The organism is Pseudomonas sp. TZ252 (genome assembly GCF_056110345.1).
Genome location: NZ_CM148566.1, coordinates 858,581 through 882,292, shown reverse-complemented (window position 1 = coordinate 882,292; position 23,712 = coordinate 858,581). Strand labels below are relative to the sequence as shown.

At 59.6% G+C, this 23,712-nt stretch carries 12 protein-coding genes; 9 read left to right on the top strand and 3 right to left on the bottom strand.

Annotated features, from left to right (window positions below; translation table 11 throughout):
• Positions 1–9: 9 nt before the first annotated feature.
• Both traD and ACYAF3_RS04125 read left to right on the top strand, forming a co-directional pair.
• On the top strand, positions 10–2,166 hold the full coding sequence (gene traD / locus ACYAF3_RS04130; RefSeq protein WP_474727532.1) for a type IV conjugative transfer system coupling protein TraD: 2,157 nt from the start codon (positions 10–12) through the stop codon (positions 2,164–2,166).
• Positions 2,163–2,912: a TIGR03747 family integrating conjugative element membrane protein gene (locus ACYAF3_RS04125; RefSeq protein ID WP_150084287.1), complete on the top strand. Its 750-nt coding sequence runs from the start codon at positions 2,163–2,165 to the stop codon at positions 2,910–2,912. Before traD ends, ACYAF3_RS04125 begins: the two co-directional genes overlap by 4 nt.
• Here ACYAF3_RS04125 and ACYAF3_RS04120 read toward each other — a convergent pair.
• The 3 genes from ACYAF3_RS04120 to ACYAF3_RS04110 form a co-directional block, all read right to left on the bottom strand.
• Positions 2,909–4,327 (bottom strand): UvrD-helicase domain-containing protein, encoded by a 1,419-nt coding sequence (locus ACYAF3_RS04120; protein ID WP_217980146.1) that lies wholly within the window; start codon positions 4,325–4,327, stop codon positions 2,909–2,911. The genes ACYAF3_RS04125 and ACYAF3_RS04120 overlap by 4 nt on opposite strands.
• On the bottom strand, positions 4,314–6,047 hold the full coding sequence (locus tag ACYAF3_RS04115) for an ATP-dependent nuclease (RefSeq protein ID WP_474727529.1): 1,734 nt from the start codon (positions 6,045–6,047) through the stop codon (positions 4,314–4,316). Before ACYAF3_RS04115 ends, ACYAF3_RS04120 begins: the two co-directional genes overlap by 14 nt.
• 93 nt (positions 6,048–6,140) lie before the next feature.
• Positions 6,141–6,491, bottom strand: a complete 351-nt coding sequence (locus ACYAF3_RS04110) for a helix-turn-helix domain-containing protein (protein ID WP_024889609.1) — start codon at positions 6,489–6,491, stop codon at positions 6,141–6,143.
• 156 nt (positions 6,492–6,647) lie between these two features.
• Here ACYAF3_RS04110 and mads1 point away from each other — a divergent pair, with 156 nt between their 5' ends.
• The 7 genes from mads1 to mads8 are packed head-to-tail and all read left to right on the top strand — an operon-like array spanning position 6,648 to position 23,553.
• Positions 6,648–6,854 (top strand): methylation-associated defense system helix-turn-helix domain-containing protein MAD1, encoded by a 207-nt coding sequence (gene mads1, locus ACYAF3_RS04105; protein ID WP_024889608.1) that lies wholly within the window; start codon positions 6,648–6,650, stop codon positions 6,852–6,854.
• Positions 6,855–6,882: 28 nt separating this feature from the next.
• Entirely contained in the window at positions 6,883–8,886 is a 2,004-nt protein-coding gene (mads2, locus tag ACYAF3_RS04100) for a methylation-associated defense system DNA methyltransferase MAD2 (protein WP_274753521.1), read from the top strand.
• Entirely contained in the window at positions 8,883–10,901 is a 2,019-nt protein-coding gene (gene mads2 / locus ACYAF3_RS04095) for a methylation-associated defense system DNA methyltransferase MAD2 (RefSeq protein WP_474727526.1), read from the top strand. The genes mads2 (ACYAF3_RS04100) and mads2 (ACYAF3_RS04095) overlap by 4 nt, the downstream gene beginning before the upstream one ends.
• The gene (gene mads5 / locus ACYAF3_RS04090; protein WP_474727524.1) at positions 10,898–12,313 is read left to right on the top strand and encodes a methylation-associated defense system restriction endonuclease subunit S MAD5; all 1,416 of its coding nucleotides are present in this window, start codon (positions 10,898–10,900) and stop codon (positions 12,311–12,313) included. Before mads2 (ACYAF3_RS04095) ends, mads5 begins: the two co-directional genes overlap by 4 nt.
• Positions 12,313–16,470, top strand: a complete 4,158-nt coding sequence (mads6, locus tag ACYAF3_RS04085) for a methylation-associated defense system protein kinase MAD6 (RefSeq protein ID WP_474727522.1) — start codon at positions 12,313–12,315, stop codon at positions 16,468–16,470. The genes mads5 and mads6 overlap by 1 nt, the downstream gene beginning before the upstream one ends.
• Positions 16,454–18,097: a methylation-associated defense system protein MAD7 gene (mads7, locus tag ACYAF3_RS04080; RefSeq protein WP_474727520.1), complete on the top strand. Its 1,644-nt coding sequence runs from the start codon at positions 16,454–16,456 to the stop codon at positions 18,095–18,097. The genes mads6 and mads7 overlap by 17 nt, the downstream gene beginning before the upstream one ends.
• Entirely contained in the window at positions 18,094–23,553 is a 5,460-nt protein-coding gene (gene mads8, locus ACYAF3_RS04075) for a methylation-associated defense system ATP-binding protein MAD8 (RefSeq protein WP_474727518.1), read from the top strand. Before mads7 ends, mads8 begins: the two co-directional genes overlap by 4 nt.
• Positions 23,554–23,712: the final 159 nt, after the last annotated feature.

Genomic DNA, 23,712 nt, shown 5'->3' with positions numbered 1-23,712 from the left:
AACTGCCCGATGGCCCAGCCGCACGCCGTCGAAGTCCTGCTGCGGCCAGCGGTGGAGCTATACACCGTTGCCGTATGCGCAGGCGCCGCGGTGGTGTGCGTGGTGGCACCGTGGTCGCTCGCGTTGAATCCGGTACTCGGCCGCGGCAGCGCGCTGGCCTTCCTGGCCTTCGGCGCGATTCGCCTGCGCGACGCCTGGGCCATCCTGCGCTACCGCCGCCACATCCGTCGTCTGCCACGCTACGTGATGACGAGCCGCGACGTGCCGGTGAGCCAGTACCGCCTGTTCGTTGGGCGTGGCTTCCGCTGGGAACAACGACACACCCATCGGCTAACGCAGACCTACAAGCCCGAGTTCCGGCGCTACGCCGAACCGACGACGTTCTACCGCCTGGCGCGCCGCCTGGAGGAGCGGCTGGAGTTCGCGCCGCCGCCGCTGCCTAGGCTGGCGCGAGCATTGGCCTGGGACAGCCCGCTCAACCCGGTCCGGCCGTTGCCGCCAGTGGGGGGCATGCCGCGTCTGCATGGCATCGAGCCGCACGAGACCGACGTCACCCTGCCGCTGGGCGAGCGTGTGGGCCACACCCTGGTGCTCGGTACCACGCGCGTGGGCAAGACGCGCCTGGCCGAACTGTTCATCACCCAGGACATCCGTCGCAAGATCCATGGCGAGCATGAGGTGGTGATCGTCTTCGATCCCAAGGGCGATGCCGACCTGCTCAAGCGCATGTATGTCGAGGCCAGGCGCGCCGGACGCGAGGGCGAGATGTACGTGTTCCACTTGGGCTGGCCCGACATCTCGGCACGCTACAACGCTGTGGGCCGGTTCGGGCGCATCTCGGAAGTCGCCACCCGCATTGCGGGGCAGCTTTCCGGCGAGGGCAACAGCGCCGCGTTCCGAGAGTTCGCCTGGCGCTTCGTCAACATCATCGCGCGTGCCCTAGTGGAACTGGGGCAGCGGCCAGACTACCTGCTGATCCAGCGCCACGTCGTCAACATCGACGCGCTGTTCATCGAGTACGCCCAGCACTTCTTCGCCCGAACCGAGCCCAAGGCCTGGGAGGTGATCGTCCAGCTCGAAGGACGCCTCAACGACAAGACCATCCCGCGCCACATGGTCGGGCGAGAGAAGCGGGTGGTGGCACTGGAGCAGTACCTGTCGCAGACGCGAACCTATGACGCGGTGCTCGACGGCCTGCGCTCTGCGGTGCGCTACGACCGCACTTACTTCGACAAGATCGTCGCTTCGCTGTTGCCGCTGCTGGAGAAGCTCACCACCGGCAAGATCGCGCAACTGCTCGCGCCGAACTATTCCGACCTGTCTGACCCGCGCCCGATCTTCGACTGGATGCAGATCATCAGGAAGCGTGCCGTGGTCTATGTGGGGCTGGATGCGCTGTCCGACGCCGAAGTGGCGGCGGCCGTCGGCAACAGCATGTTCAGCGACCTGGTGTCGGTAGCGGGGCACATCTACAAGCACGGCATCGACGATGGCTTGCCTGGAGCATCGGCCAATGCCAAGGTCGCCATCAATGTCCATGCGGACGAGTTCAACGAACTGATGGGCGATGAGTTCATCCCGCTCATCAACAAGGGTGGCGGTGCAGGCATGCAGGTCACGGCCTATACGCAGACGCTCTCGGACATCGAGGCGCGCATCGGCAATCGCGCCAAGGCCGGCCAGGTCATCGGCAACTTCAACAACCTGTTCATGCTGCGGGTGCGCGAGACCGCCACCGCCGAACTGCTGACACGACAACTGCCGAAGGTGGAGGTCTATACCACCACGCTGGTCAGCGGCGCCACCGACAGTTCCGACATCCACGGTCCGACCGACTTCACCAGCAACGCGCAGGACCGCATCAGCACGTCGAGCGTGCCACTCATCGAGCCTGCGCACGTGGTCGGCCTGCCCAAGGGGCAGTGTTTCGCCCTCATCGAAGGCGGTAACCTGTGGAAGGTCCGCATGCCGTTGCCTGCGCCCGATCCGGACGAAGCCATGCCCCGGGACCTGCAACAACTGGCCGGCTACATGCGCCAGCACTACGCCGAGGCGGGGGAATGGTGGGAGGGCAACGGGCTGCCCCGGTCGCACGACGACGCGTTGCCAGCGGATCTGGCCGAGGAAGTGCAAGAAGGCACGCCGGATGAAGAGGCGCCATCGTGAAAGAGCCCGCCGCGACCGCCGAGCGACAGCAGGCACGCCAGCGCAGCCTGGTCGCCAGCGTGGTCACGCTGCCATGGCGCCTGTTCGGCGTGTTGGTCGCCTCGCTGCTGCTGTCCATCGTCATCGAATGCGTCGGCATGCACCTGTTCTGGCCCGACCAGGGCTGGCGCCACGCGCAGGGCATGCTCGACTACGAACTGAACCAGCTCTCCACCCATTTCACCCGGAGTGCCGTCGTGCAGGAGCCGGGACGCACCGCGCGCTGGCTGGTGGAGGGCACCTACGAGTGGGTTTTCGTGAAGACGGGCTTGCTGGACTGGACGCGCGACGCCTCGGCGCAGGCCAGCGCACCCAGCCCAGGCGCGCACCGAGACTTCCGCTATTACCTCGCCCAGGTCTATGTCTGGACCGAGCGCTATCTGATTGCCGCCGGCTTCACCGTTCTGACGTTTATCGTCCGCCTGCTGGTCTTGGTGCTCACGCTGCCGCTGTTCCTGCTCGCGGCCTTCGTCGGCTTGATCGATGGACTGGTTCGCCGCGACATCCGCAAGTTCGGCGCGGGGCGGGAATCGGGCTTCGTCTATCACCGGGCGAAGGCGGCCTTGATGCCGCTGGCGGTGTTGCCGTGGGTGACCTACCTGGCGTTGCCAGTGTCATTGCACCCTTTGATGATTCTGCTGCCTGCAGCGTTTCTGCTGGGACTGGCGGTGAACATCGTGGCGGCAAGCTTCAAGAAGTACATTTAGCCGACTGTTGGACCAGGACTACACACTACGACCTTCATCGACCCACGGGTCATGGCGACGTAAAGGTTCTGTGCGCTCATACCCTCGATATTTAGCAGCACCGCGACTTCGGCTTCCAGCCCCTTGAGCAACAGCGTGCTGCCGACGGCGCGTTTTGGTAGCGGGCGCCCCAACAGCCGGTTCTCTTCCCGCACGCGCCGGGCCGCTTCTGCCAGAGGGACGGCCCCCGACGAGGCTTCCCGGAGCGCCTTAAGCACCCCGTAGAGGATGGCCGGCCTATGCACACGTACGTTCGGCAGTGCCCGCAGTTCCGACAACAGCGCGGCGGCCGCAGCGAGAGAGGGCGCGCGCCCGAACGCCAGTGCGCGGCTTTCTGCCTCGTTCGGAGGATTCCTTGCAGTTCCCTTTGCCAACGACTCCAGGCGCCGCGTCAACTCCGCCACGCCCACATTGGTCATGACGCTCTGCGCCAGCGCCAGTAACTGCGCGAGAGCATTCGGTGCCCCCGCATCAAAGTTGCTAGCGAAGGCGATGAGGTCTTGCAGATCGACGGCCTCGACCGTCGAAGCGCCCGGCGTCTGGCTCGCAAAGTTCTGCTGTGCTGCTCGGTTGCGGCTATCGGCGATGATGAGCACGCGCCCGTCAGCGGTTGGCGATGCCGTCCTCGCAGCGGCTAGGCGCTGGGCATGGTCGTTGGGTGGTAAGGCCTGCATCCAGGTCACATGCTCCGGTGGCCCACTACGCAGGTCCACCGACTGCCCCGTCGCCAACAACCGGCGAGCCTCCAGCAACCATTGTCCCAGCGCTTCCGCGCCGGCGTTGCGCCATCGCCAGGGCGTTGCCAGTTCCCCGACGACAGGAAAATGCGCGCACACGTGCTGGTTCCAATCGGCCAGTGCATTGCCCCGGAACCCGAAGATCGCCTGCATGGGGTCGCCCAGCACGCAGGTCGGCAAGATCAACGAGAGGAAATAGACGATGTAGTGCTGAGGCACCGAACAATCCTGGTACTCATCCACGATCAGGTGCGCATACGAGGCTTTCAGCACCTCACTGACGTGCCCGGCCTGCAGGAGCTTCCAGGCGGCGTCGCGGATTGCCGGGTAGTCCCGTGCAGGTGCAGTCAGCCGCAGAATCTCCGGATCGTGGGCGCTGCGGCCCGGAAAGGTCGAGATGAGCCGGATGGCCCAGCCATCGATCGTGCTCAATCGATAGGCGCTGGCTGGCACACCGGCGCGGTCCAGCCGGCCACGCAAGGCCGCGACCCCGGCATTCGTGTGTGTCAGCACGAGAATGGGCTTGTTGCCCCGATGACCGGCAAGCGCGTGGGCAATCAGCTGTGTCTTGCCGCAGCCGGCCGGTGCGGTGACGGTTCCGCGTTGGATTGCACGAAGGTCGATTTCAACGTGGTCCATCAGTGGCCCACCCGAATACCTGGTCCATCAGAGCGCGGAATCCCTGATCGCAAAGATGCAGGTCAGGTGCAACGATGGTCCTCGCCACGTCCTCCATCCACGAGATTTGCTTGAACCAGCCAGCCTTTCGGATGCGCGCCGCCTGACCAAGGATGGCCCTGCGTTCGGCCGACAGGAGGCCGGTGTTCTGGATTTCGTCCCAGATCTGCTGGAAGGTGAGCGTGTTGTTCGAGACAGTGCGCAGGTGTTCGACGATCAGGTCGCCATGCAATTCGTTGGCGTAGCCGATCAGCCTCTGGCAGGCAGCCGGCGTGAGACTGCCGAACAGCTCGTCCTCCAGCGCCCGGCCCGCGCGGTAGGCGACGACGGTGCCACCGTTCTCGACAAAAGCCTGCTCGACCGCAGGAGTGGGCTTCTTGTCGTCGTCGCGCAGCACCATCACCCGGTAGCCCAGAGACTGGAACGCTGCGGCGCGGGCATACGGTCGATCCGGCTCCCCGCCACCGCAGTCGACGAGGGCCACGCCCAATGCAGCCAGTGACGCATTCCCCTGGTCAAGCCTGTATAAGTCCAGCCCGCGCAGCAGGCCTATCTCGCTGGCTCCCTCGCACACGACCACGGAGCCAGCCAGGAAGGCCTCGGGGTAGAGGCGGATCGTGCTCTGGATGTCATTGTCGGCGCCGACCAGGCGAGCCTCATGGCCGAGGGGGCCGCGGCGCAACACGAAGAGCTGGCCGCCAGACAGTTCTCTCAGCGCCACGGGTGAGTGGGTGGTGAGGAACACCTGAAGCGGAGCAGCGGCCTCCTTGGCGCCGAGGGAGCCCAAGAACCTCGCGATGCGGTGCGGCTCCAGCCCGTACTCCAGTTCGTCCGAGAGCACGATCGACGCCTGACCGGCCGCCTTGCGCTGTAGGCCAGCGACAAGCAGACGCGTGGACCCGACGCCCAGGCTGCGAAGCGGGATGCCGCTTTCGTTGTGCAGGGAGATGGTGCCGCCACCGAACGACACCGAATGCGAATCCAGCAGCGCCTTGGCCTTAGCGCCGATGTTGACGCCCAGCTCCTGAGCAGTGGCGGTGACGATCCCCAGCGCTTCTCCCAACTGTTGTTCGGCCTGGTCTCCGAAGGCACTCCGCGCATCTCTGGCGGCCTTGACGAGGGCGGCCGACGCGTCGGCTCGCTCTTCCGAGATGCGGTTCAGTACCGAGCCGCGCTGCCATCCCAGGTTGAAGTCCGCCAGCGCGCCGATACGAGTGGGCGCCAGGGCGACGCGATCCTTCCATGCGAGCGTCTTGACGATGCCTTGCTGTGCGGCGCGGTCGGAGACGAGGGTCCACGAGGGCTCCAGGTCACTGGCGACCGTCAGGTTCAGGCAGAGCACAACCTCCGCGCCGGCAGAGGACTCGTCTTCGACGACGCCAGTGTTGGCGTGGTATCCGCGCAGGAATGCACCAAAGCCCTCCAGCGTCCTCATGCTGTCATCGAGGTCGCCGAGCGTCAGCGTGATGCTGATTGGGGTTGTGATGTCCAGGCCGAAGAAGTCAGCATCCGAGAACTGGACATTGCGTCTGGCCCCCAGGCATAGGTCGATCGCGTCCAGCACCGTGGACTTGCCGCTGTCGCCCGGGCCGATCAGGCAGTTGATGCCAGGCGTCGGGCACCAGGTCAGCAGCTGGATGCCGCGGAAGTTGGCGATCTGGATTTTTCTGATTCGTGCCATGCCTATCCCCCGCGCATTGAAGCCGCTCCCACTGAAATCGCAACACCTCACTATCCACTCGGGCCGCCTGCTGCAGGCCTCCTGCCCAGTTCTCTACTTGGTAGGGCGAGACAGCGACTCGGCAAGCTCCAACAACTTTGCGACGTCCTCTGCGGGCAATGACGCCTCCTTGAGGTATCGCACTAAAGCCATCGCTTCAGGCTGCGTGTGCAAGTAGTCGACGACTTCAGGGTCAGTCGAAGGCGATAGGCGGAACAACACGTCGGGATCTGCCGCCAGCACCTTCGCTAGAGCTTTGATGACCTCAGGCCTAGGCGGAGACTCCTTACCACGCTCGATACGGCTCAAGTAGGCCGGCGAAATGCCGACTAAGCCTGCCGCCTCGCGTAAGCCAAGGCTCTGTGCCACCCGAAGGTCGCGAATCGTCTCTCCAAAGCTACTCATGCCGCGCATCCTATCTCAGGTGTTTAGTGTTGTGCAACATTTAACACACTTAGTAGACTACTCCATTGTTTGGTAAAGTTTGCTCTTTCCTGCCGATCTTGGGCCAGGACCATGCCGGCCAACCTGCCCACGTCGTCACTTTTCAGGAGCGAACAGATGCTTGGGGAAGAAGTGTTCACGGTTAAAGAGGTCGCCACGCTCTTAAAGGTCGGCGAGAAGACGGTCTACTCCATGGCCCAGGCTGGAGAACTACCTGCGTTCAAGGTGCGAGGTCAGTGGCGATTCGCCCGAAAGGACATCGATACATGGATAGAGCAGCAGAAACACACAACCCATGATTTCGGCGAGGAAGACCAGAAATGACCCCAGCCTCGGTGAGCGGAGTTTTTATATGAGCAGAACGAAGAACAAGCAGGCCGAGAACACCATCCCAGCTGGATACACGCTCGACTACGTTTCTGGCAGACAGATCAAGGAAACGAAGAAAGAGCTCGTCCGGCAGCGGGTAGTTCGTGCCCTGATCCATGAATACGGATTCTCTCCGGAAGACATGGAGCTGGATTTCTCCATTGGCGGGCGCAAGAAGGTGGATGTGGCCATCTTCCACCACGGCAAGGACCACACAATTGAGAATCTCAGCCGCGCAGTGATTTGCCGCCAAGAACCGAACGTCGGCAAAAATGCCATGCGCATCCGCGATTACGAGCAGGCCGCCAAAGACCTCGACGAGATCGAAACCATCATGCGCGAGGTCGATGCCGTTCAATACGGCTTGTGGACCAACGGCCTGGAGTTCTTCTTTGTCGAGAAAGAGCAAAAGCGCTTCGAAACCAAGTGCAACCCCATCGGCGACTGGCCGATGGCCGAAGAGTCGGTCGGCACTAAGGAGGTCATCTCCGATGCCCATACCCGTGTCGCCGACAACGAGATGCTGAAGATCACCTTCCGGCGTTGCCACAACTTCATTCATGGCAACGAGGGCATGCCCAAGGACGCCGCCTTCTGGCAATTCCTGTACCTAATATTCTGCAAGATGCACGACGAGAACCTGCGTGCCAAGCAGCGGCAGGCCTGGCAGCGCCGTTTCTGGGCTGGACCCAGGGAGCAGTTCGAGCCACAAGGGCGCAAAGCCATCCGCGTCCGCATCGAGGAGCTCTTCACCGAGGTCAAGAAGCAGTACAAGAATATTTTCCGCGGCAACGAGGAGATCACTCTCTCCGACCGGGCGCTGGCCTTTATCGTTTCGGAACTGGCCAAGTACGACTTCACCCGGACTGACGTCGATGCCAAGGGCGTGGCCTACCAGGAGCTGGTTGGCGTTAACCTGCGTGGCGACCGGGGCCAGTATTTCACTCCCAGAGGCGTCGTGAAGCTGGTCATTGAGATGCTCGACCCCAAAGAGACCGAGACTCTGCTGGACCCGGCCTGTGGCACGGGCGGCTTCTTGGTCGCGACCCTGGGGCACATGCTGAAGAAGTTCCGCGAAGAGCAAAACATCCAGGCCGGAAACGAGAACACCACCGAGTTCCTGAACATCCACGAACGGCTGAAAGAGTATGCCGCCGCCAATGTCTTCGGCACCGACTTCGACCCGTTCCTGATCCGCGCCGCTCAGATGAACATGGTGCTGGCGGGCGATGGCCGTGGACATATCTACAACATCAACTCATTGGAGTTTCCGCTGGGGCATCTAGCCGACCTGCCCAGCGTCAAGAAGGAGATCCCGCTGGCGTCGGTGGATATCATCGCCACCAACCCTCCCTTCGGCTCCGACATCCCGATTACGGACAAGCACATTCTGGAGCAGTACGAGCTGGCTCATGGCTGGGAGCCGGACGGCGAAGGCGGGTTCCGCAACACCGGCGTCCTCAAGGGCAGCGTTGCCCCCGAAATTCTCTTTATCGAGCGCTGCATCAAGTGGCTCAAGCCGGGAACCGGCCGCATGGGCATCGTTCTTCCCGACGGAGTTCTCGGCAATCCGGCCGCGGAATACATCCGCTGGTGGATCATGCGCGAAACGCAGGTGCTTGCTTCCGTCGACCTGCCGGTAGAAGCCTTCATTGCCGAAGCCAACGTCAACATCCTCACCAGCTTGCTGTTCCTGCGCCGCAAGGACGACCAGGAGAAGCATCGCGAGGCCCTAGGTCGTGCCGAGGAATACCCAGTCTTCATGGCCGTTGCCGACAAGGTTGGCTTCGACCGCCGTGGTAACAAACTCTACAAGCGCACCCCGGACGGCGAAGAGATTGTCGAGCCCAAGCAGCATATCGAGCGCATCCGTATCGGCGGGCGCTTCGTGGAACGGACCCTGACCCGCAGTGAAAAGATCGAGGACAACGATCTGCCGGTCATCGCTGAGAAGTACCGCGAATTTCTCAAGGAGCAGAACGGGTGAGCGATCAAGACGACATCATCGAGACCCCGCAGGATGCTGCCGAAGAGAGCGGCCCGGATAACTTTTTCATCGACATCCTGACCGGCAACAAGGAAAGCGCCTCGGCCAAGAAGCTGCTGGTGCAGAAAGTTCTGCGCCAGCTCATCGAGAGCTATGGCTTTGACCGAAACGATCTGGAGGTCAACTACAACCCGCAGATCCCCGGCCAGGGGCGCAAGCGCATCGACATCGCGATTTTCCGCCCCGATGCCGAGCACAATAACGACAACCTGCAGCGGATCATCGTCTGCAAAAATCAGAAAAAGCGAGACAAGCTCCGCTCCGTTGCCGAGGCCGACGCCGACCTGCGCGAGCTCAAGGAGCTGCTGGAACTGATCCCGGGCGCGACGCTGGGCATGTGGACCAACGGTCAAGAAGAGTTCCTGTTCCAGGTCGAGCGCACCCGATTTGAAGTCCGGCCCAAACCGCTGGGTGTCTGGCCGGTTCCGGGCGAACGCACCTCCGATCTCGATCGCACCGGCGGTGTCATTCAGGTCAGCGCCGAAGCGGAAGATCTGGAAGACGCCCTGATGCGCTGCCGTCAATATCTGAACCGGAATCTTGGTCTCGATCACAAGGATTCCTTCAAGCAGTTGGCCGTGCTGATGCTGGCCAAGATCCATGACGAGACCCTGCCCACCGGTGAGCGCAAGTTCTGGATCAGGGGTGACGAGCCTTTCACCGAGGCGGGCCAACAGGCCATTGCCCAGCGCATCACCGAATCCATTGCCGCCGCCAAGGCCTGGCAACCGAACCTGCTGACCCGTGGCTGGGATCTGACGCTGGAACCCCACGAGACCGCCCGCGTGGTCATGGAGCTGGCCCGTTACTCACTGAGCGAAACCCAGCCACGTTACCGTACCGAGGCCTTCCGTGCGGTTGCCCGCAGCGTGATGGACGGCCGCGAGGGCCGCTACCCTACGCCGCTCAACGTGGCCGAAATGGCGGTGGAGATGCTCGACCCGCAACCCGGCGAACGCATCATGGACTGCTCCAGCGGCACCGGCACCTTCCTGGCCATGACCGCTGCGCACATCTTCACGAAAAAACTGGCGGCCGTGGGCACGACGCCTGAAGAGGCCACCAACGAACAGATCCGCCAGGCGCAAAACGAAACCGCCGCCTGGGCGGCCAGCAATGCCCTCGGCTGCGACATTGATCCCTTCCTGGCCGTGGCCAGCCGCATGAACCTGCTGTTCACCACCGGCAATCCCGGTCGTGTGTTCCGCATCGATGCTCGCACCTTCCCGGACGGCGATCTGGATGGCATTGAGGCCGCTCGCCCGGCCATGCCGCTGGGCAGCATGGATATGGTTCTGCTCAACCCCTGGTTCTCGACACAAGACACGGTCAGCGACACCTCTATCCTGGAGCGCTACGACCTGGGCAACAACTGGGAGCGCGACGAAGAAGGTGGATTCCGCAACACCGGCAATCTAAACATCGGCGGTGTGCCGCCCGAGGTGCTGTTTATCGAACGCGCCCTGCAATGGGTGAAGCCTGGCACCGGCCGCGTGGGCATCCTGTTGCCCGATGGTTTGCTGGGCAATCCGGGCGATGAGCACGTGCGCTGGTGGATTCTGCGCCACTGCGAGGTCTTGGCCTCGGTTGACCTGCCGGTGGAGCCGTTCAAGGTCACGGTCAAGGAATATGGCCTGACGCCCGCCTTGCCCAGTCTCCTGGTACTGCGCCGCCGCAGCCAGGAAGAGCTCATCAATACCGAACAACCGGAATACAAGGTCTTCATGGCCGTGGTGGACCGGGCTGGTGTCGACGCCCGGGGCAATCTCCTGTTCCAGCGAGCCCCCGATGGAGAGGAACTGGTTTTCGATGAGGAAGTGATCGAGCGGGTTCGAGAAGGCGGTGAAGTAGAAATCCGTCGGACCACACGCCGTAACCGCCGTGTTCATGACGAGCTGCCGCTGGTGGCAGAGAAATACAAGGAATTCCGCGCAACCGGCGAGGTGACGTTATGAGCAGAAAGTTCCAATGTAAGGTTGTGCCAAGTATCTGGATTGAACACAACGGTCGCCGCCTTGACTGTGGGCCTTATGTGTCAGGAGCGATAGAAGCAAAAGAGCTTCTTAGTCAGATGAACACAACTCCGCTGAAGGATTTGACCACTGGGCATAAGGGCGGGATCTACAACGGCTCACCCTTTGTCCGGAACTATGTGGAAGATCCAGATCATGGCGTTCCCTTTTTGACCACATCCTCATTGCTTCAGGCTGACCTGACCAATCTTTCGCTGCTGAGCAAGCGAGATGCCCGCTCCAGGCAGCTTAGTTTCCTCGAAATAAAGCCGGATATGACTCTCATTACCTGCTCTGGCAGCATCGGCAGAATGGCCTATGCCAGGTCAGACATGAAGGGAGTTTGGTCAAATCAGGACATCATGAAGGTTGTCCCAAATCCAGAATTAATTAAATCTGGATATCTCTATGCTTACCTATGCAGCAAGTTCGGAGTCCCTCTTATTGCCTCCGGAACATATGGCGCAATTATTCCACATATTGAGCCGCAGCATATCGCCGATCTCCCTGTCCCGCGCCTTGGCATCGTGGAAGATCAGGCTCATGAGCTAATTCAACAAGCCGCAAACAAACGCGTTGAGGCCAGCAGAATCATTGCGAGAGCTGTCGCGCAATTAGAAATTGCCGCGGGCTTACAAGAGCTACCTTCCAGTAAATCAGACGGCATTCCACTCAGCTTGAGTGTCACACCTTCTTCGAACCTGATGAAACGAATGGACGGTGCCTTTCATAGTTTGTTTCATCGTGATGCTGTAAGGGCTCTCGAAACCGCATCGGTTCCGACGACCACTGTAGCGAATAAGGCGGTATCCATAGTCGAGCCAAAACGATTCAAGAGAATCCAGATTGATGATCCAGAGTTTGGTATTCCAATGTTTGGAACATCGGCATTGATGTGGGCGGACCCACAGCCCAGCTATCTCATACCAAAAAACATGAGTGACATTGATGATCTGTTGGTAGATCAGAAGACAGTGCTCGTTCCTCGATCTGGGCAGATATCTGGCATTATCGGCACTGCCGTCCTTCCTTATGGCGCCATAATTGGATCTGCTGTCTCAGAAGATGCAATTAGAATCAATTGCTCGAATGAGATCATTGCCGGATTTCTTTTCATTGTACTTAGGTCCGAGTATGGGCGCCGCCAACTCAAAGCTCGCGCATACGGCTCCTCCATCCCGCATCTAGATGTTAACCAGATCGGGGAAACCCTGGTGCCTGACCTAGATGATGAGGTCATCGAGGAGATTGGTGCAATGGGCCTACAGAGCGCCAAACTTCGACATGAGGCCATTGAACACGAAAGCAACGCCCGCCGCCTCGTAGAACGTGCAATCGAAGAGGGCGGCCGCTAATGGCAAAAGTCATACCCATCGGGCAGCCCGCGAACGAATCTGAGCGCCAGGCCATCGGTTTCCTTCGGGATCATCTCCCCGAGGGCTGGCTGATCTTCCACAACTTCGAGATGCGCCAAGGCCAGGAGGTGTTCGAAATCGACATCGCCATCCTCGCGCCTCATGCGGTGTATCTGGTGGATGTCAAAGGGACGCGGGGCAACATCGATGTGTATGGCTCCAAGTGGTATCCGCAGGGGCGGCAACCGTTTCACTCGCCCCTCGCGAAGCTTCGTCACCACGCGAAGGTGATGGCCAGCTTCATCCGCGATAGCAATCCCGGACAGATCGAGCTGCGCAAGGCTCATGTCCATGCCGCCGTGTTGCTCACTGCCGATGACGCCACCGTGTTCGATCAGGCGCGCATCGACAGCCCGGACGTGACCGACTTCAAGCACTGCCTTAAATACTTCCGCGACGCGAGCCGCATTCCTGACAACCGGCTGAGTAACATCACCCGCTTCCACTCACAGATCGCCAAGGCGATCACCGGCAACGCCAAGCCCAAGAGCGCGGCGCTGGTGTTCCGCGACTGGCAAGTGGAAGAGAAGCTGGGCGGCACGGACCGCTACACCGAGTACCGCGCCAAACACAACCTGTTGGGCAAGAGCGGCGGCATGGCCCGCCTGCGGGTCTACCAGGCCGACCCGTACCAGGACGAGGCTGCCCGCAAGGAAGAGTTCAAGAAGATCAGCAACGCCTATCGCGCCGTGGCGCACATGCCGACCCACGCCAATGTGCTGGCGGTGAAGGATCTGTTCGTCTCCGACGATGAAGACAAGGTGGTGCTGGTCACTGAGGATCTGCCTGGCCAGGCCCTGCGCCTGCACATCAACAAGGTCTCGATGGCGCTGACCTTCGATCAGAAGCTCCAAGTGATGCGCGACGTGCTGTCGGCCCTGGACCATGCGCACCGGCATGAGGTGATCCACCGCAACCTGACCCCGGACGCCATTCTGCTGACCAAGGGCGGCCAGGCCCGGGTAACCGATTTCGATTTCGCCAGGGTGGGCAAGAACCGCACCTCTACCATCGCCGATCAGGTGGTGGATGATCTGGATGCTACCTACCAGGCTCCAGAGTGCTTTAAGGACCCGACCCAGGCCAGCATTGCCTCCGACCTCTATGCCGCCGGGCTGATCTTTTTTGAACTGCTGACCGGCGAGCTGCCCTTTGAAAGCGTCGACCAGATGATGGAGGCCGACGGCAAGTTCCCCATCAAGCCCTCGGAGCACAAGCCAGACCTGCCCAAGGGGATCGACGAGTGGTTGCAGAAGTTCTGCGAGTTTGATCCGGAGGAACGGCACACGAGCGCAGCCATCGCTCGCAAGGCCCTGGATGATCTGATTCTGCCTGAGGCCAAGAACGACTCAGGCCCGGATGTGAGCGGCCCGGCCGTGGTTATGCCACAGCTCCCAGATAACCTGATGAACTTGCCGCAGGATTTCATCCTGGCGGATCGCTTCCGCATTCAGAAGAAGTTGGGCAGCGGCGGCTTCGGCGTCGCCTACAAGGTGTTCGATTCCCTGGGCGATGTGGTCCGCGTCATCAAACTGGTGACCAAGGACCGCCGCAGCGTGTACGAACGGCTGCGCCGCGAGTACAAGACCCTGACCAATCTCCCCGAACATCCGCATGTGGTGAAGGTGATCTGGGCGGATCGCATGGCCGATGCTAAGCAGACGCCTTACATTGTCTTTGAGTATGTGGAAGGTTTGGATGTTTCCGATCTGATCGATGCCGAGGCGTTGTCGCTGGATGATGCCGTGCGCATCGTGCGCGAGGCCGCCGAGGGGCTGGCCCATCTCCACAAGCACGGCGTTTACCATCAGGACGTCAAGCCCTCCAATCTGCTTTGGACGGACAAAGGCGTCCGGATCATCGATTTCAACGTCGCGGTCTCCGAGAACGATGAGGTTCAAGGAGGTGGTGGCACGCGCCGTTACCTGCCGCCGGATTACGACTACTCCTCCGAGCCGGATGCTTCGGATCGAATGGATCGTGACCTCTATGCTTTGGGCATCTCCTTCTATGAGTGCCTGACCGGCAAGTATCCATTCGACGATCCCACGCCGCCGATCAAGACTCAGCCTAGGGACCCCAAGCAGTTCAAAGGCTGCGCCGACCTCAGCTCGTCGCTGGTCAATGTGCTGGCGAAAATGATCGCGCCTGAGCGCAAGGATCGCTTTGCGTCGGCGGAGGAGTTCTTGATTGCCCTGGCCGAGGTCAAGCGCCTGCGCTCGGTGCTGACGACCGGCGAGATTGGTGCCGGACCCAAGGTGGTGTCCAAGCTGGGTTTCGAGCCGACCAAGCTCAACACCAACCCCTTTGTCACCCACCTGCTGACGCTCTATAGCCAGAGCCAGGTGTCCAACGCAGGCACCCGTGGCCTGGACGAAGTTGGCAAGGCCACTTACGTGTCGACTTATCTGGACGAAAAGCTCAAGCCCGCGCTGCTCAAGGGTGAGTTCCGTTTGGTCATCATCAGCGGTAACGCCGGCGACGGCAAGACGGCCTTCATCCAGCAGTTCGAGGCCTTTGCCGAGAGCAAGGGCGCACAGATACAGCGCGGCGCGAACGGGGCTGTGTTCCAGCTCAAGGGGCATACCTACCAAAGCAACTACGACGGCAGCCAGGATGAAGGCGACGAGCGCAACGATGCCGTGCTTCAGAAGTTCTTCGCTCCCTTCGCGGGCAAGGATGCCTCCGACTGGCCCGAGAATCAGACCCGCCTAATCGCCATCAACGAGGGACGGCTGGTCGACTTCTTCCTTGAGCATGAAGAAGAGTTCCCGTTGCTTGCCAAGCAGATCCAGCAGGGCTTGGCCGGAGCTGCTCCGGAAGGCGGTATCGCGGTTATCAACCTCAACCTGCGCTCGGTGGTCGCCGAACCCGAGGAAGGTCAGCCTTCGATTCTGGAGCGGCTGATCGCCCGCATGACCCAGCAGGAATACTGGCAGGCATGCGACAAGTGCGATCTCAAGGGCAAATGCTACGCCTATCACAACGCCCGGACCTTCCAGGACCCGGTTGCCGGTCCCAAGGTGATCGAGCGCCTGAAGATGCTCTACACCATTACGCACCTGCGCGGCCGACTGCACATCACTATGCGCGACCTTCGTTCGGCGCTGGCCTTCATGCTGGTAGGCACCCAGGATTGCGACGGCATTCACCACCTCTATCAGAACGGCGGTGAAGAAACCCAGAATCGCATCCTTGACGGTTTCTATTTCAACTCGTGGCTTGGTGGGGCGGAAGGATCCAATGACCGGCTGATTGCCTTGCTGCGCGAAATTGACGTCGCCGAAGTCAGCAATCCCGATCTGGACCGCGAGCTTGGCTTCCTCAATCCCAAGACCAAGGCCATGAGCCGCTTCTCGTTCGCGGAGCGGGCTGGGTACGACGATGAACTTGTGGCGACGCTGTTCCGCAATCTGCCTCGCGATTACTCGTCGAAGAACCGTGCTCGACTGATCGCCAAGCACCGCAATTATTTATCGCATATGCGCCGTCGCCATTTCTTTGAGCGACGCGACACCGGCTGGAAGGAGATGCTGCCATATGGAAGCATCGATCCCTTCCTGGATGCCATTGAGCAGCCGGGAGCAAAAAGCACAGATGAGGTTACGGCCATTCTTCGAGCCATCAACCGGGGCGAAGGTCTGAGCGATCCGGCGCGTTTGGGCAACCAGTTGGCGCTGCGTGTTCGCCAAGTGGATAAGGGCACCATCCGCAGTTACCGTCTCTTTGACGGCGACCATTTCACGCTCCGCACCGCGCAGGAAACAGCGGCTCACCCTTTCCTTGAATGCCTGTCTCAGGCGCTGGTGCTGCTTTACGACTCCGGCGACGGGCACAAGGCCAGCTTGCGCATCAATCTTGACATCTATGAAATGCTGATGCGGCTCAACAACGGCTACCGTCCCAGCATCGAGGAGCAGGAAGGTTTCCTGTTAAGTCTGGCGGTATTCAAGAACCTGTTATCTGCTGCACTCTATCAAGAAGTTCTGCTGACGGAAAATGGGCTCCGGTTCTACCAGATAAACAGAAAAGAGGGTGGCGTATTGGCATTGGGTGTTTCTGAAAAGGGGGCTGAATATCATGTCAATCAAGGGTAGAGACAAGGAATTCAGAACACCTAAGGTCAGTTATTTGCATTGGCAGCACACAGAAATGGATCGTGTGCTGACCATGCTATTTCCTCGCCTCAAATTCAATGGCTATGGCAGTCGCAAACCGCCACGCGCAAATATTTTGCAGCCAGAAGAATTTGCAGATGAAATGATGCTGTCCGAAGAGGTTAAGCAGTATTTTGAGGGATTTGACGAACATCCCTCCATTGTCCACAAGTGGGTAGAGACCGAACTTCTTGATGTGGTAAACCGGGGCAAGTCGAATCAAGCTGTCGCCTCTCCGCGCCCGCTTCATGGAGAGACCTACAAATTTCGAAATTCGAAGCACTGCCGTGACTATGGGGCAGCCGAGCAGATTTATTGGATGCTCTACTATGCCCGAAAAGGCAAGGGCCAGGCCGCCCGAGACACGCTAAAACGCTTTTTTTTCCCTGGGATTGACCATGTAACCGGTAGGCATGAATCCGGCACGGTCGTCGATGTAGAAACCCAAGCGCTCCTTCGCTTCGATTCTCAAGTTACTCAGGACACACAGGACTCCAAGGAGCCCGAGCGCTTTCCACCACTTCTAATCGATCAGGCCGACACCATGGCCGACGACATTCTGCGGCTATTGGCCTATGAGCCCCATATTCCTCGCTCGGTGCTGGTGGATTACCTTAAAACCCTGATGGCATTCCATCTGGCGCTCTACCACCTCAAGCTGTTGCAGATACTGCCCAAGCTGGTGAAGCAGCGCTCGGACAATGCGCTGGCGATTTCACCTGATCCCGTGGCGCTGGTCGTGGATATGGGGGACGTCAATAATCCGCATATGGTCGAGCTGGCTCGCAAGTCCACTGACCGGCTCTATCGCCAGATTCCTGCCTTTGTGCAGGCCAATTTCGTCGTCAAGAAGCTCGATGAGATGGCGGAATACCTGAGCAAGAAGACGGGCAAGCTGACCACTCCAGGGGCCGGCGTGTTTACCGTCGGCGATCTGGTTTCTCTACTGAAGCCCGAGCACGACGCCGAGCGGCAAGCCTACTTCAAGTTCCGCCTGGCCAGCCTGATCGAGGAGTCGGCCTCTGGAAACGAGGACATCGATCCGGAGATCCGGGACGTCACCGCCATGGGCCTTGGCGAGTTCGAATCCTTCATAGAAATCCTGATGGCATATCGCGGCAAATATCACCGCCAGTACATCACTGAGTGCCTGGACTCACTGCTGCTGAAGAACAAGGAGAACGGCCTGTTGGCTCAATCCCGAACCAAGGGAAGTCCTCGGCGGTTTGTGCTGGGAAGCAAGCTTCTTGAGGTGCTCCTTCAGGTGGCTGTGCTCACTCAGGATGACGGGCGTTTCGTGACCCGCGAGGTTCGCATCGAAGAGTTGCTGGCCTTTTTGAGAAGCCGCTACGGCCTTCACATCGACCGGCTGCCGGAAGGAGCACAGGCCAACAGCAGCATCCTCGACAGACGCGCCCTGCGCCTCAACCTCGAAGCCTTCAAGCGTCGCCTGCGTGAAATCGGGTTCTACGAGGACCTGTCGGATGCCTACGTGACCCAGAAGGTATCGCCCCGCTATGCGATTGAGAGAAATGACGGAACAGATAAAAACGGGAGGCACGCATGAGTAATGCGTTCACCAAGCTTTCCCAGGACAAGTTGAATGCGGCGGTCGCTTGTCTGCTGTGCCCCCGTATCGAAGCGATCCTGGGTGACCGTGGCCCAGGCCACTGCATGCGGGTCACCGATCTCGATGACGAGGTAATGGAGTCGGTCTGCAAGGAACTACGTCGGACCCGGCCCGACGGAAACATCTTTATCCTCGGCAGCCATGATCAGGAGGGCCAGCCCTTCCGAGTCACTTCCACCAAACTGGTGGAGTTGCGCAACCCGGACGCGAACGGCGAGCTGCGTCAGCCGTTGCTGGTCTTCATACCGACTTCGCTTCGCACCAGCGCCGAGGACTCTTTTGGTGTGGCGACCTTCGAGGAGCTGACCTTCGCCGGTATCTACGAGGACCTTATCGACTCGCTGCTTGATCGGCTCCCGACAACGCTGGTTGGCCATGCTCGCGATCTTCTGGGCATCCTCACCGACGAGGAGTGGCTGTTTGCCGACCATGTTTCCCGCGTGCGGTACCTGCTCACTGCGCTCGAAAACGGGATTGATGGAGAAACCCTCGGGGCCAGCCTGTATGAATTGACGTTGATTCCAGACTTCAAGCTCTTTGCCGATCCCGGCATGGTCAATGGCAAGATTCGCCGTAACCTCGGCAGCGTCCGCAGTCTGATGGCCTCGCACAAGTCGGTTCGTGGTCGTATCGCCGATCTGGGACTCAGCGACAAGGCATTGGAGTCGCGACTATTCACCTATTTTGAAAAATACGAAGTCCAGGAGCCCGAATCCTGGACGCCGCCCATCGCGACCGACAAGAGCTGGTGGAGCATTTCATTCGATAAATGGACGTTCCAGGAAGAGCTTTCGCTGGACAAGGTCCTGCTGACAGTGCTGGAGACCGACTTGCCAGTCGTTCAGGAGGATGAGACCGACGACCAACTCTCCGGCCTCATCGGGCAACAGGTTCTGGTGCCGAACGACCGCCGCAAAATGAACGTGGTGTTCGAGGTTAGCCCTCACCCCGGCAAGGTAAGCGGGCTTGATCATTTTACGGTTCAGATCATTTCGCAGAATGACGGCCCGGTTGGAAAATCTAAGAAAGTCAAGGCCTGGACGCCGAACCGTCTGCAATGCACGACCAACTTGGCCAAGCTCAATAAGATCGAATTCGAGGAAGGATGGCATTTCATCCGTGTAATGCCTTGGACGGCCGATGGCGATCCGATTCCGCTGGAAGCGGATTCCGCCTCCGAGGGCGCAAGACGTTCCTACGAGAGCGAACCTTTCTACGTCCTGCCCGGTGGCAACATCGAGGAAGAACCACCGCAACGCGCCATACCCATTGAGCAGAGCCTGGAGCATGCGCGTTTCCGGCTGCAACTGACTGCCCTGGGCGATGAACGCGATCCCGATGATATCGCCATCAGTGGTGTCGCCTGGGCCGAGGGCGGTCGTTCCAAGAAGACCTCTCGCCAGGAAACCCTACACGCAAAATTCGGTCGTGAGGGCGCGGTTCAGATTCCGCTTTCGCGTATGCTCAAAACCATCGAGCAGCGCGTCTTGGCGGAGCCTAAGCACCCGTCAGGCTGGCGAATGCAGATCAATCTGGATACCGCCGAGCCGCCTTCCGAGGTTGGACTCACGCTGCCATCTTCCGCCGCGATGGCTTCCTTCTTGGCTGCCCGCGAAGAGTTTTTTGCAGCAGTGCGCAAAGACACTGCCGAGCTGATCATGCAAGGGCTTTCGTTCCGCGACTCGGAAAGGGAATGCCTCGCGTATGCTGAAAGCTACCTTGACTTGGTCAGGAACCTCATCCGTCAGGCTGAGACGACTTCTGGTGCCGAGCGTCAGCAACACTTGCAAGCGCTCAAAAATGTGCTGGCCGTCGATTCCATTCATGTCATCTTGACCGACTTCGGTGGAAGGCACCGGGAGGCTGTTTTGGTCTCCCCAACCCATCCGCTTCGTGCCTTGTGGCTGAGCAGTTGGGTCGCCCTGGGTAAGGATTGGATTGAGAAGATCAAGTCAGGCGGAAAGGATCACATTCCTCACGTCCGTTCCGCGCTGTTGGATGGCCTTGTGCCCTCTGCCTATCCGGTCGGTATTCCCGTCGAGGATGGCCGCATCTTCACTCCGGTGGACAACCTGAATGCTTTCTGGGCGCTCTACGCCCCGACGACCGAGGAAAATTCCCGTGGTCTGATGGCGGAAATCTGTTCAGCGCTCGGCTTGGCCGAGCCCTCTGCGGCGGGATCAGATATTTCCGGACAAGTCATTGCGGACAAGATCGAGCGCTATCTCTCTCAGCATCCCTATGTTCGAGAGTTATCACTGAACATCTTCAACCCTGGGGCCGGATCGGTGATTGCGGAGGCTCTGCTATCGCTCCAGCAGAAGCGCGAGCATGCCGATTTGCGCTATGACGTGCGGCTCTTTACCACCGATCCCGACTCACCTGTTTTGGGCGAGGCTCTTGAGTCGATGGTCCGTCCCGGAGCCACGGTAAACGAGGCCGCCGACGCATTTGCGACCTCAACGGGCAGCCATCTGTTCTCCAAACTGAACTTGGCCAAGCACCCCCTGAATGAATTCCATGCAAATTCCAAGGAGTTCCCGGCCCACATCAGTGTTCTTCTGGATGTGTTTCCCGCCGAGGAGCTTTCCATTGCAGAGAAGCCGATGGGCGTGACCCCACTGCATGGGCTGATACAGGACTTTGACACTGAATTCGTTGATGACGATTCGGGAACCTTTTGGAACAAGCGGCCGATTGTCGGGCGCTCCCTCGGCGCGGACAACCATGCGGCGTGCTTCGATTTGCTGTCGTCCCTGAGCCGACACTTCTGCTTTGCTACCTCAGCGGTTGCTGCTTCTGGTGCCAGCTTCAAAGCTGTGCCTGTGGTGACCCTTGGCCTCGATGTGGCCCAACGAGAACTGATCTACGAGGTTCACCAGATCAGCGATTGGGTGTTCACCATCGACCGAAATATGGGGATTGAGTTCTTCGACCATGGCGGCCGGAAGAACAGACCGGACTATCTGATTGACTATGTGCCGGGAGCCAGCTCCCAGGCGACACACAACCTGATCATCTCGTCGCGCTCGAACGATGAACTGGAGGCGATGCTGAAGCCGGTGCTGCTTGAGCATGGCTTGTCCGCCGACGGCGAGCAGTCGGTTCAGATCCTGGCAAATCTGCGGTCGCTGTCCGGTCAACTAGCGCTCAAGCTGATTTCTGCTCGCACACAACAGGCGGAGGCACTTGGTCTGGCTTTGGCTCGGCTCTACCTCGAATATCAGGGCGCATTGAGCAATCAGGTCATTGTGCCGTTGGATGCGCACACGGACCTTTACCGCTCAAGCGGTGAGTCAGACGATGTCAATGATGCAATCAGTCTGCAACGCACCGACTTGGGATTGTTCGACTTGGATTTGAACACCAGAACGATCACTTGCAACCTGGTCGAGGTGAAATGCTATTCGCAAGTGGGCGACTTTGCGGCCTTCAACCAACTGAAGGAACGGATTTCCGCCCAGATCAATCAGAGCGAGCGCATCCTCCAGCGCCACTTTGACCCGGCCTTGAAGAAGCCCGACCGGCCGGATAGGTTGCTCAAGAGCCGGGAGTTGGCTCAGATCCTTCGTTTCTATCTAGAGCGCTCACTACGTTACGGGATCTTTGATGCGACTGCTGCGCAGGAAGCACGAGGGCTACTTGAATCCATCGAGCAGGGCTACTCGCTTCAGTTCAGACGCTGCGCCCTGATCTTCGACTTCGACAAGACCGGAACCGAGGCCCCCGACAACGAGGTTGGCATTGAATTCCACCGCATCGGTAAGGATCTCATTCGCGCCTTACTGGAGAACTGCCGCAAGCCTGTTTCCGTCGAGATTGAGGAAGAACCGACCACGCACCTTCTTAGCGAGCAGTTCATACCGAACGTGCCAAAACTTGAGACAGCGGCCTTTATCGCACCCAAGAGAGCGCGGTCAACGTCCTGGACGGTGGATGAGCTCTGGGACGATGATCCGGAGGTACCAATCACCGCGCCAGCACCCCCGGCCGCAGAGGGAGCACCTGCGCCTGCTCACCAAGAGGCAGAAGAACAGGCGAGCCCTGTCGAGCCAACCCCTCCGTCTTCTATCGCTTCGGAAGTCGAAAAGGATGACGAACAACCTGCCGTGGCTGCCGTACCGGAAGCGCATGCTGAACCAGAGCATGGAGGGCACCCGGCGTCCGAGCCTGTGCCTCAAGCAGAGGCCTGCTATGACATCATGCTCGGCGTCAATGGCGACTCGCCTCAGTACGGATTACTCGGAGAGGTCTCCGGTAGAAAGGTCGCGCTAGATCTCAACCACACCCACACGATCAGTCTCTTTGGGGTTCAAGGCGGCGGCAAGAGCTACACACTTGGAACGGTGATCGAGATGGCCTCCATGCCGTTCCAGCATATCAACGTGCTGCCAAGCCCGCTTGCCACGGTCATCTTCCATTACAGCCCGACGCAGGATTATGCGCCGGAGTTTACCTCGATGATCAATTCGAACTCGGTGGATGAGGAGATTCGCGTCCTTCGCGAACGTTACAAGGCCAACCCAGAAGCGCTGAAAGATGTGCTGATTCTTACCCCTGCGAACAAGGTGGATGATCGCCGGGCCGAATACCCGGATATCGAGGTTAAGCCGATTGCTTTCTCTGCCTCCGAGCTTAAGGCCGCCCACTGGAAATTCCTGATGGGTGCGATTGGCAGCCAGAGCATGTACATGCGCCAGATCAATCTCATAATGAGGGGGCTGCGCGACAACCTGACCTTGGACGCCCTACGAGCAGGCATTGATAACTCTGGCCTGTCCGATCACCTGAAGGAGCTGGCCCAGACGCGCCTGCTGTTCGCCAGTGAATACATCAACGATAACCAACGGCTTCAAGACCTGATCCGTCCGGGCCGCTTGATCATTGTGGATCTGCGTGACGAGTACATTGAAAAGGATGAAGCGCTCGGTCTGTTCGTGGTGATGTTGCAGATTTTCTCGGAAGCCACTTACCAAGGAGGCGCCTTTAACAAGCTCGTGGTATTTGACGAAGCCCACAAGTACATAGAGAACGATGATCTAGTTTCCGGATTGGTTGAAGTGGTTCGGGAAATGCGACATAAAGGCACCAGCATCATGGTCGCGTCCCAAGACCCGCCATCGGTTCCCGTTTCTCTAATTGAGCTGTCCTCACAGATCATCATGCACAAGTTCAACTCACCAGCCTGGCTTAAGCATATCCAGAAGGCCAATGCCGCCCTCGGAGAGTTGACTTCCGAGAAAATGAGTCACCTCGGTGCAGGCGAAGCCTATGTTTGGTCAAGCAAGGCCTCAGATGACTCGTTCACCCGCGGCGCAGTGAGAATCAAATGCCGTCCACGCATCACCCAGCATGGCGGCAGCACAAAGACGGCAGTTGCTAACCAGCAATAGCAATGCGAGCAGCCCTCACCAATCTGAACAAAACGAAGGCGACCTCCACCAAATGAGAACTCCCTTCCTGTGGGAGTGAGTTAGGCACTTCAGCCCCCTCCTGGAACCCATTTACGGACGGGGTGCGGCTCTCCTGCTCCCGCACCCCAACCGCGCCAC

Coding starts and splice junctions, on each gene's coding strand:
- mads2 (WP_274753521.1), top strand. CDS start 6,883: ATGAGCAGAACGAAGAACAAGCAGGCCGAGAACACCATCCCAGCTGGA.
- traD (WP_474727532.1), top strand. CDS start 10: ATGGCCCAGCCGCACGCCGTCGAAGTCCTGCTGCGGCCAGCGGTGGAG.
- mads5 (WP_474727524.1), top strand. CDS start 10,898: ATGAGCAGAAAGTTCCAATGTAAGGTTGTGCCAAGTATCTGGATTGAA.
- mads6 (WP_474727522.1), top strand. CDS start 12,313: ATGGCAAAAGTCATACCCATCGGGCAGCCCGCGAACGAATCTGAGCGC.
- ACYAF3_RS04120 (WP_217980146.1), bottom strand. CDS start 4,327: ATGGACCACGTTGAAATCGACCTTCGTGCAATCCAACGCGGAACCGTC.
- ACYAF3_RS04115 (WP_474727529.1), bottom strand. CDS start 6,047: ATGGCACGAATCAGAAAAATCCAGATCGCCAACTTCCGCGGCATCCAG.
- mads8 (WP_474727518.1), top strand. CDS start 18,094: ATGAGTAATGCGTTCACCAAGCTTTCCCAGGACAAGTTGAATGCGGCG.
- ACYAF3_RS04110 (WP_024889609.1), bottom strand. CDS start 6,491: ATGAGTAGCTTTGGAGAGACGATTCGCGACCTTCGGGTGGCACAGAGC.
- mads7 (WP_474727520.1), top strand. CDS start 16,454: ATGTCAATCAAGGGTAGAGACAAGGAATTCAGAACACCTAAGGTCAGT.
- mads1 (WP_024889608.1), top strand. CDS start 6,648: ATGCTTGGGGAAGAAGTGTTCACGGTTAAAGAGGTCGCCACGCTCTTA.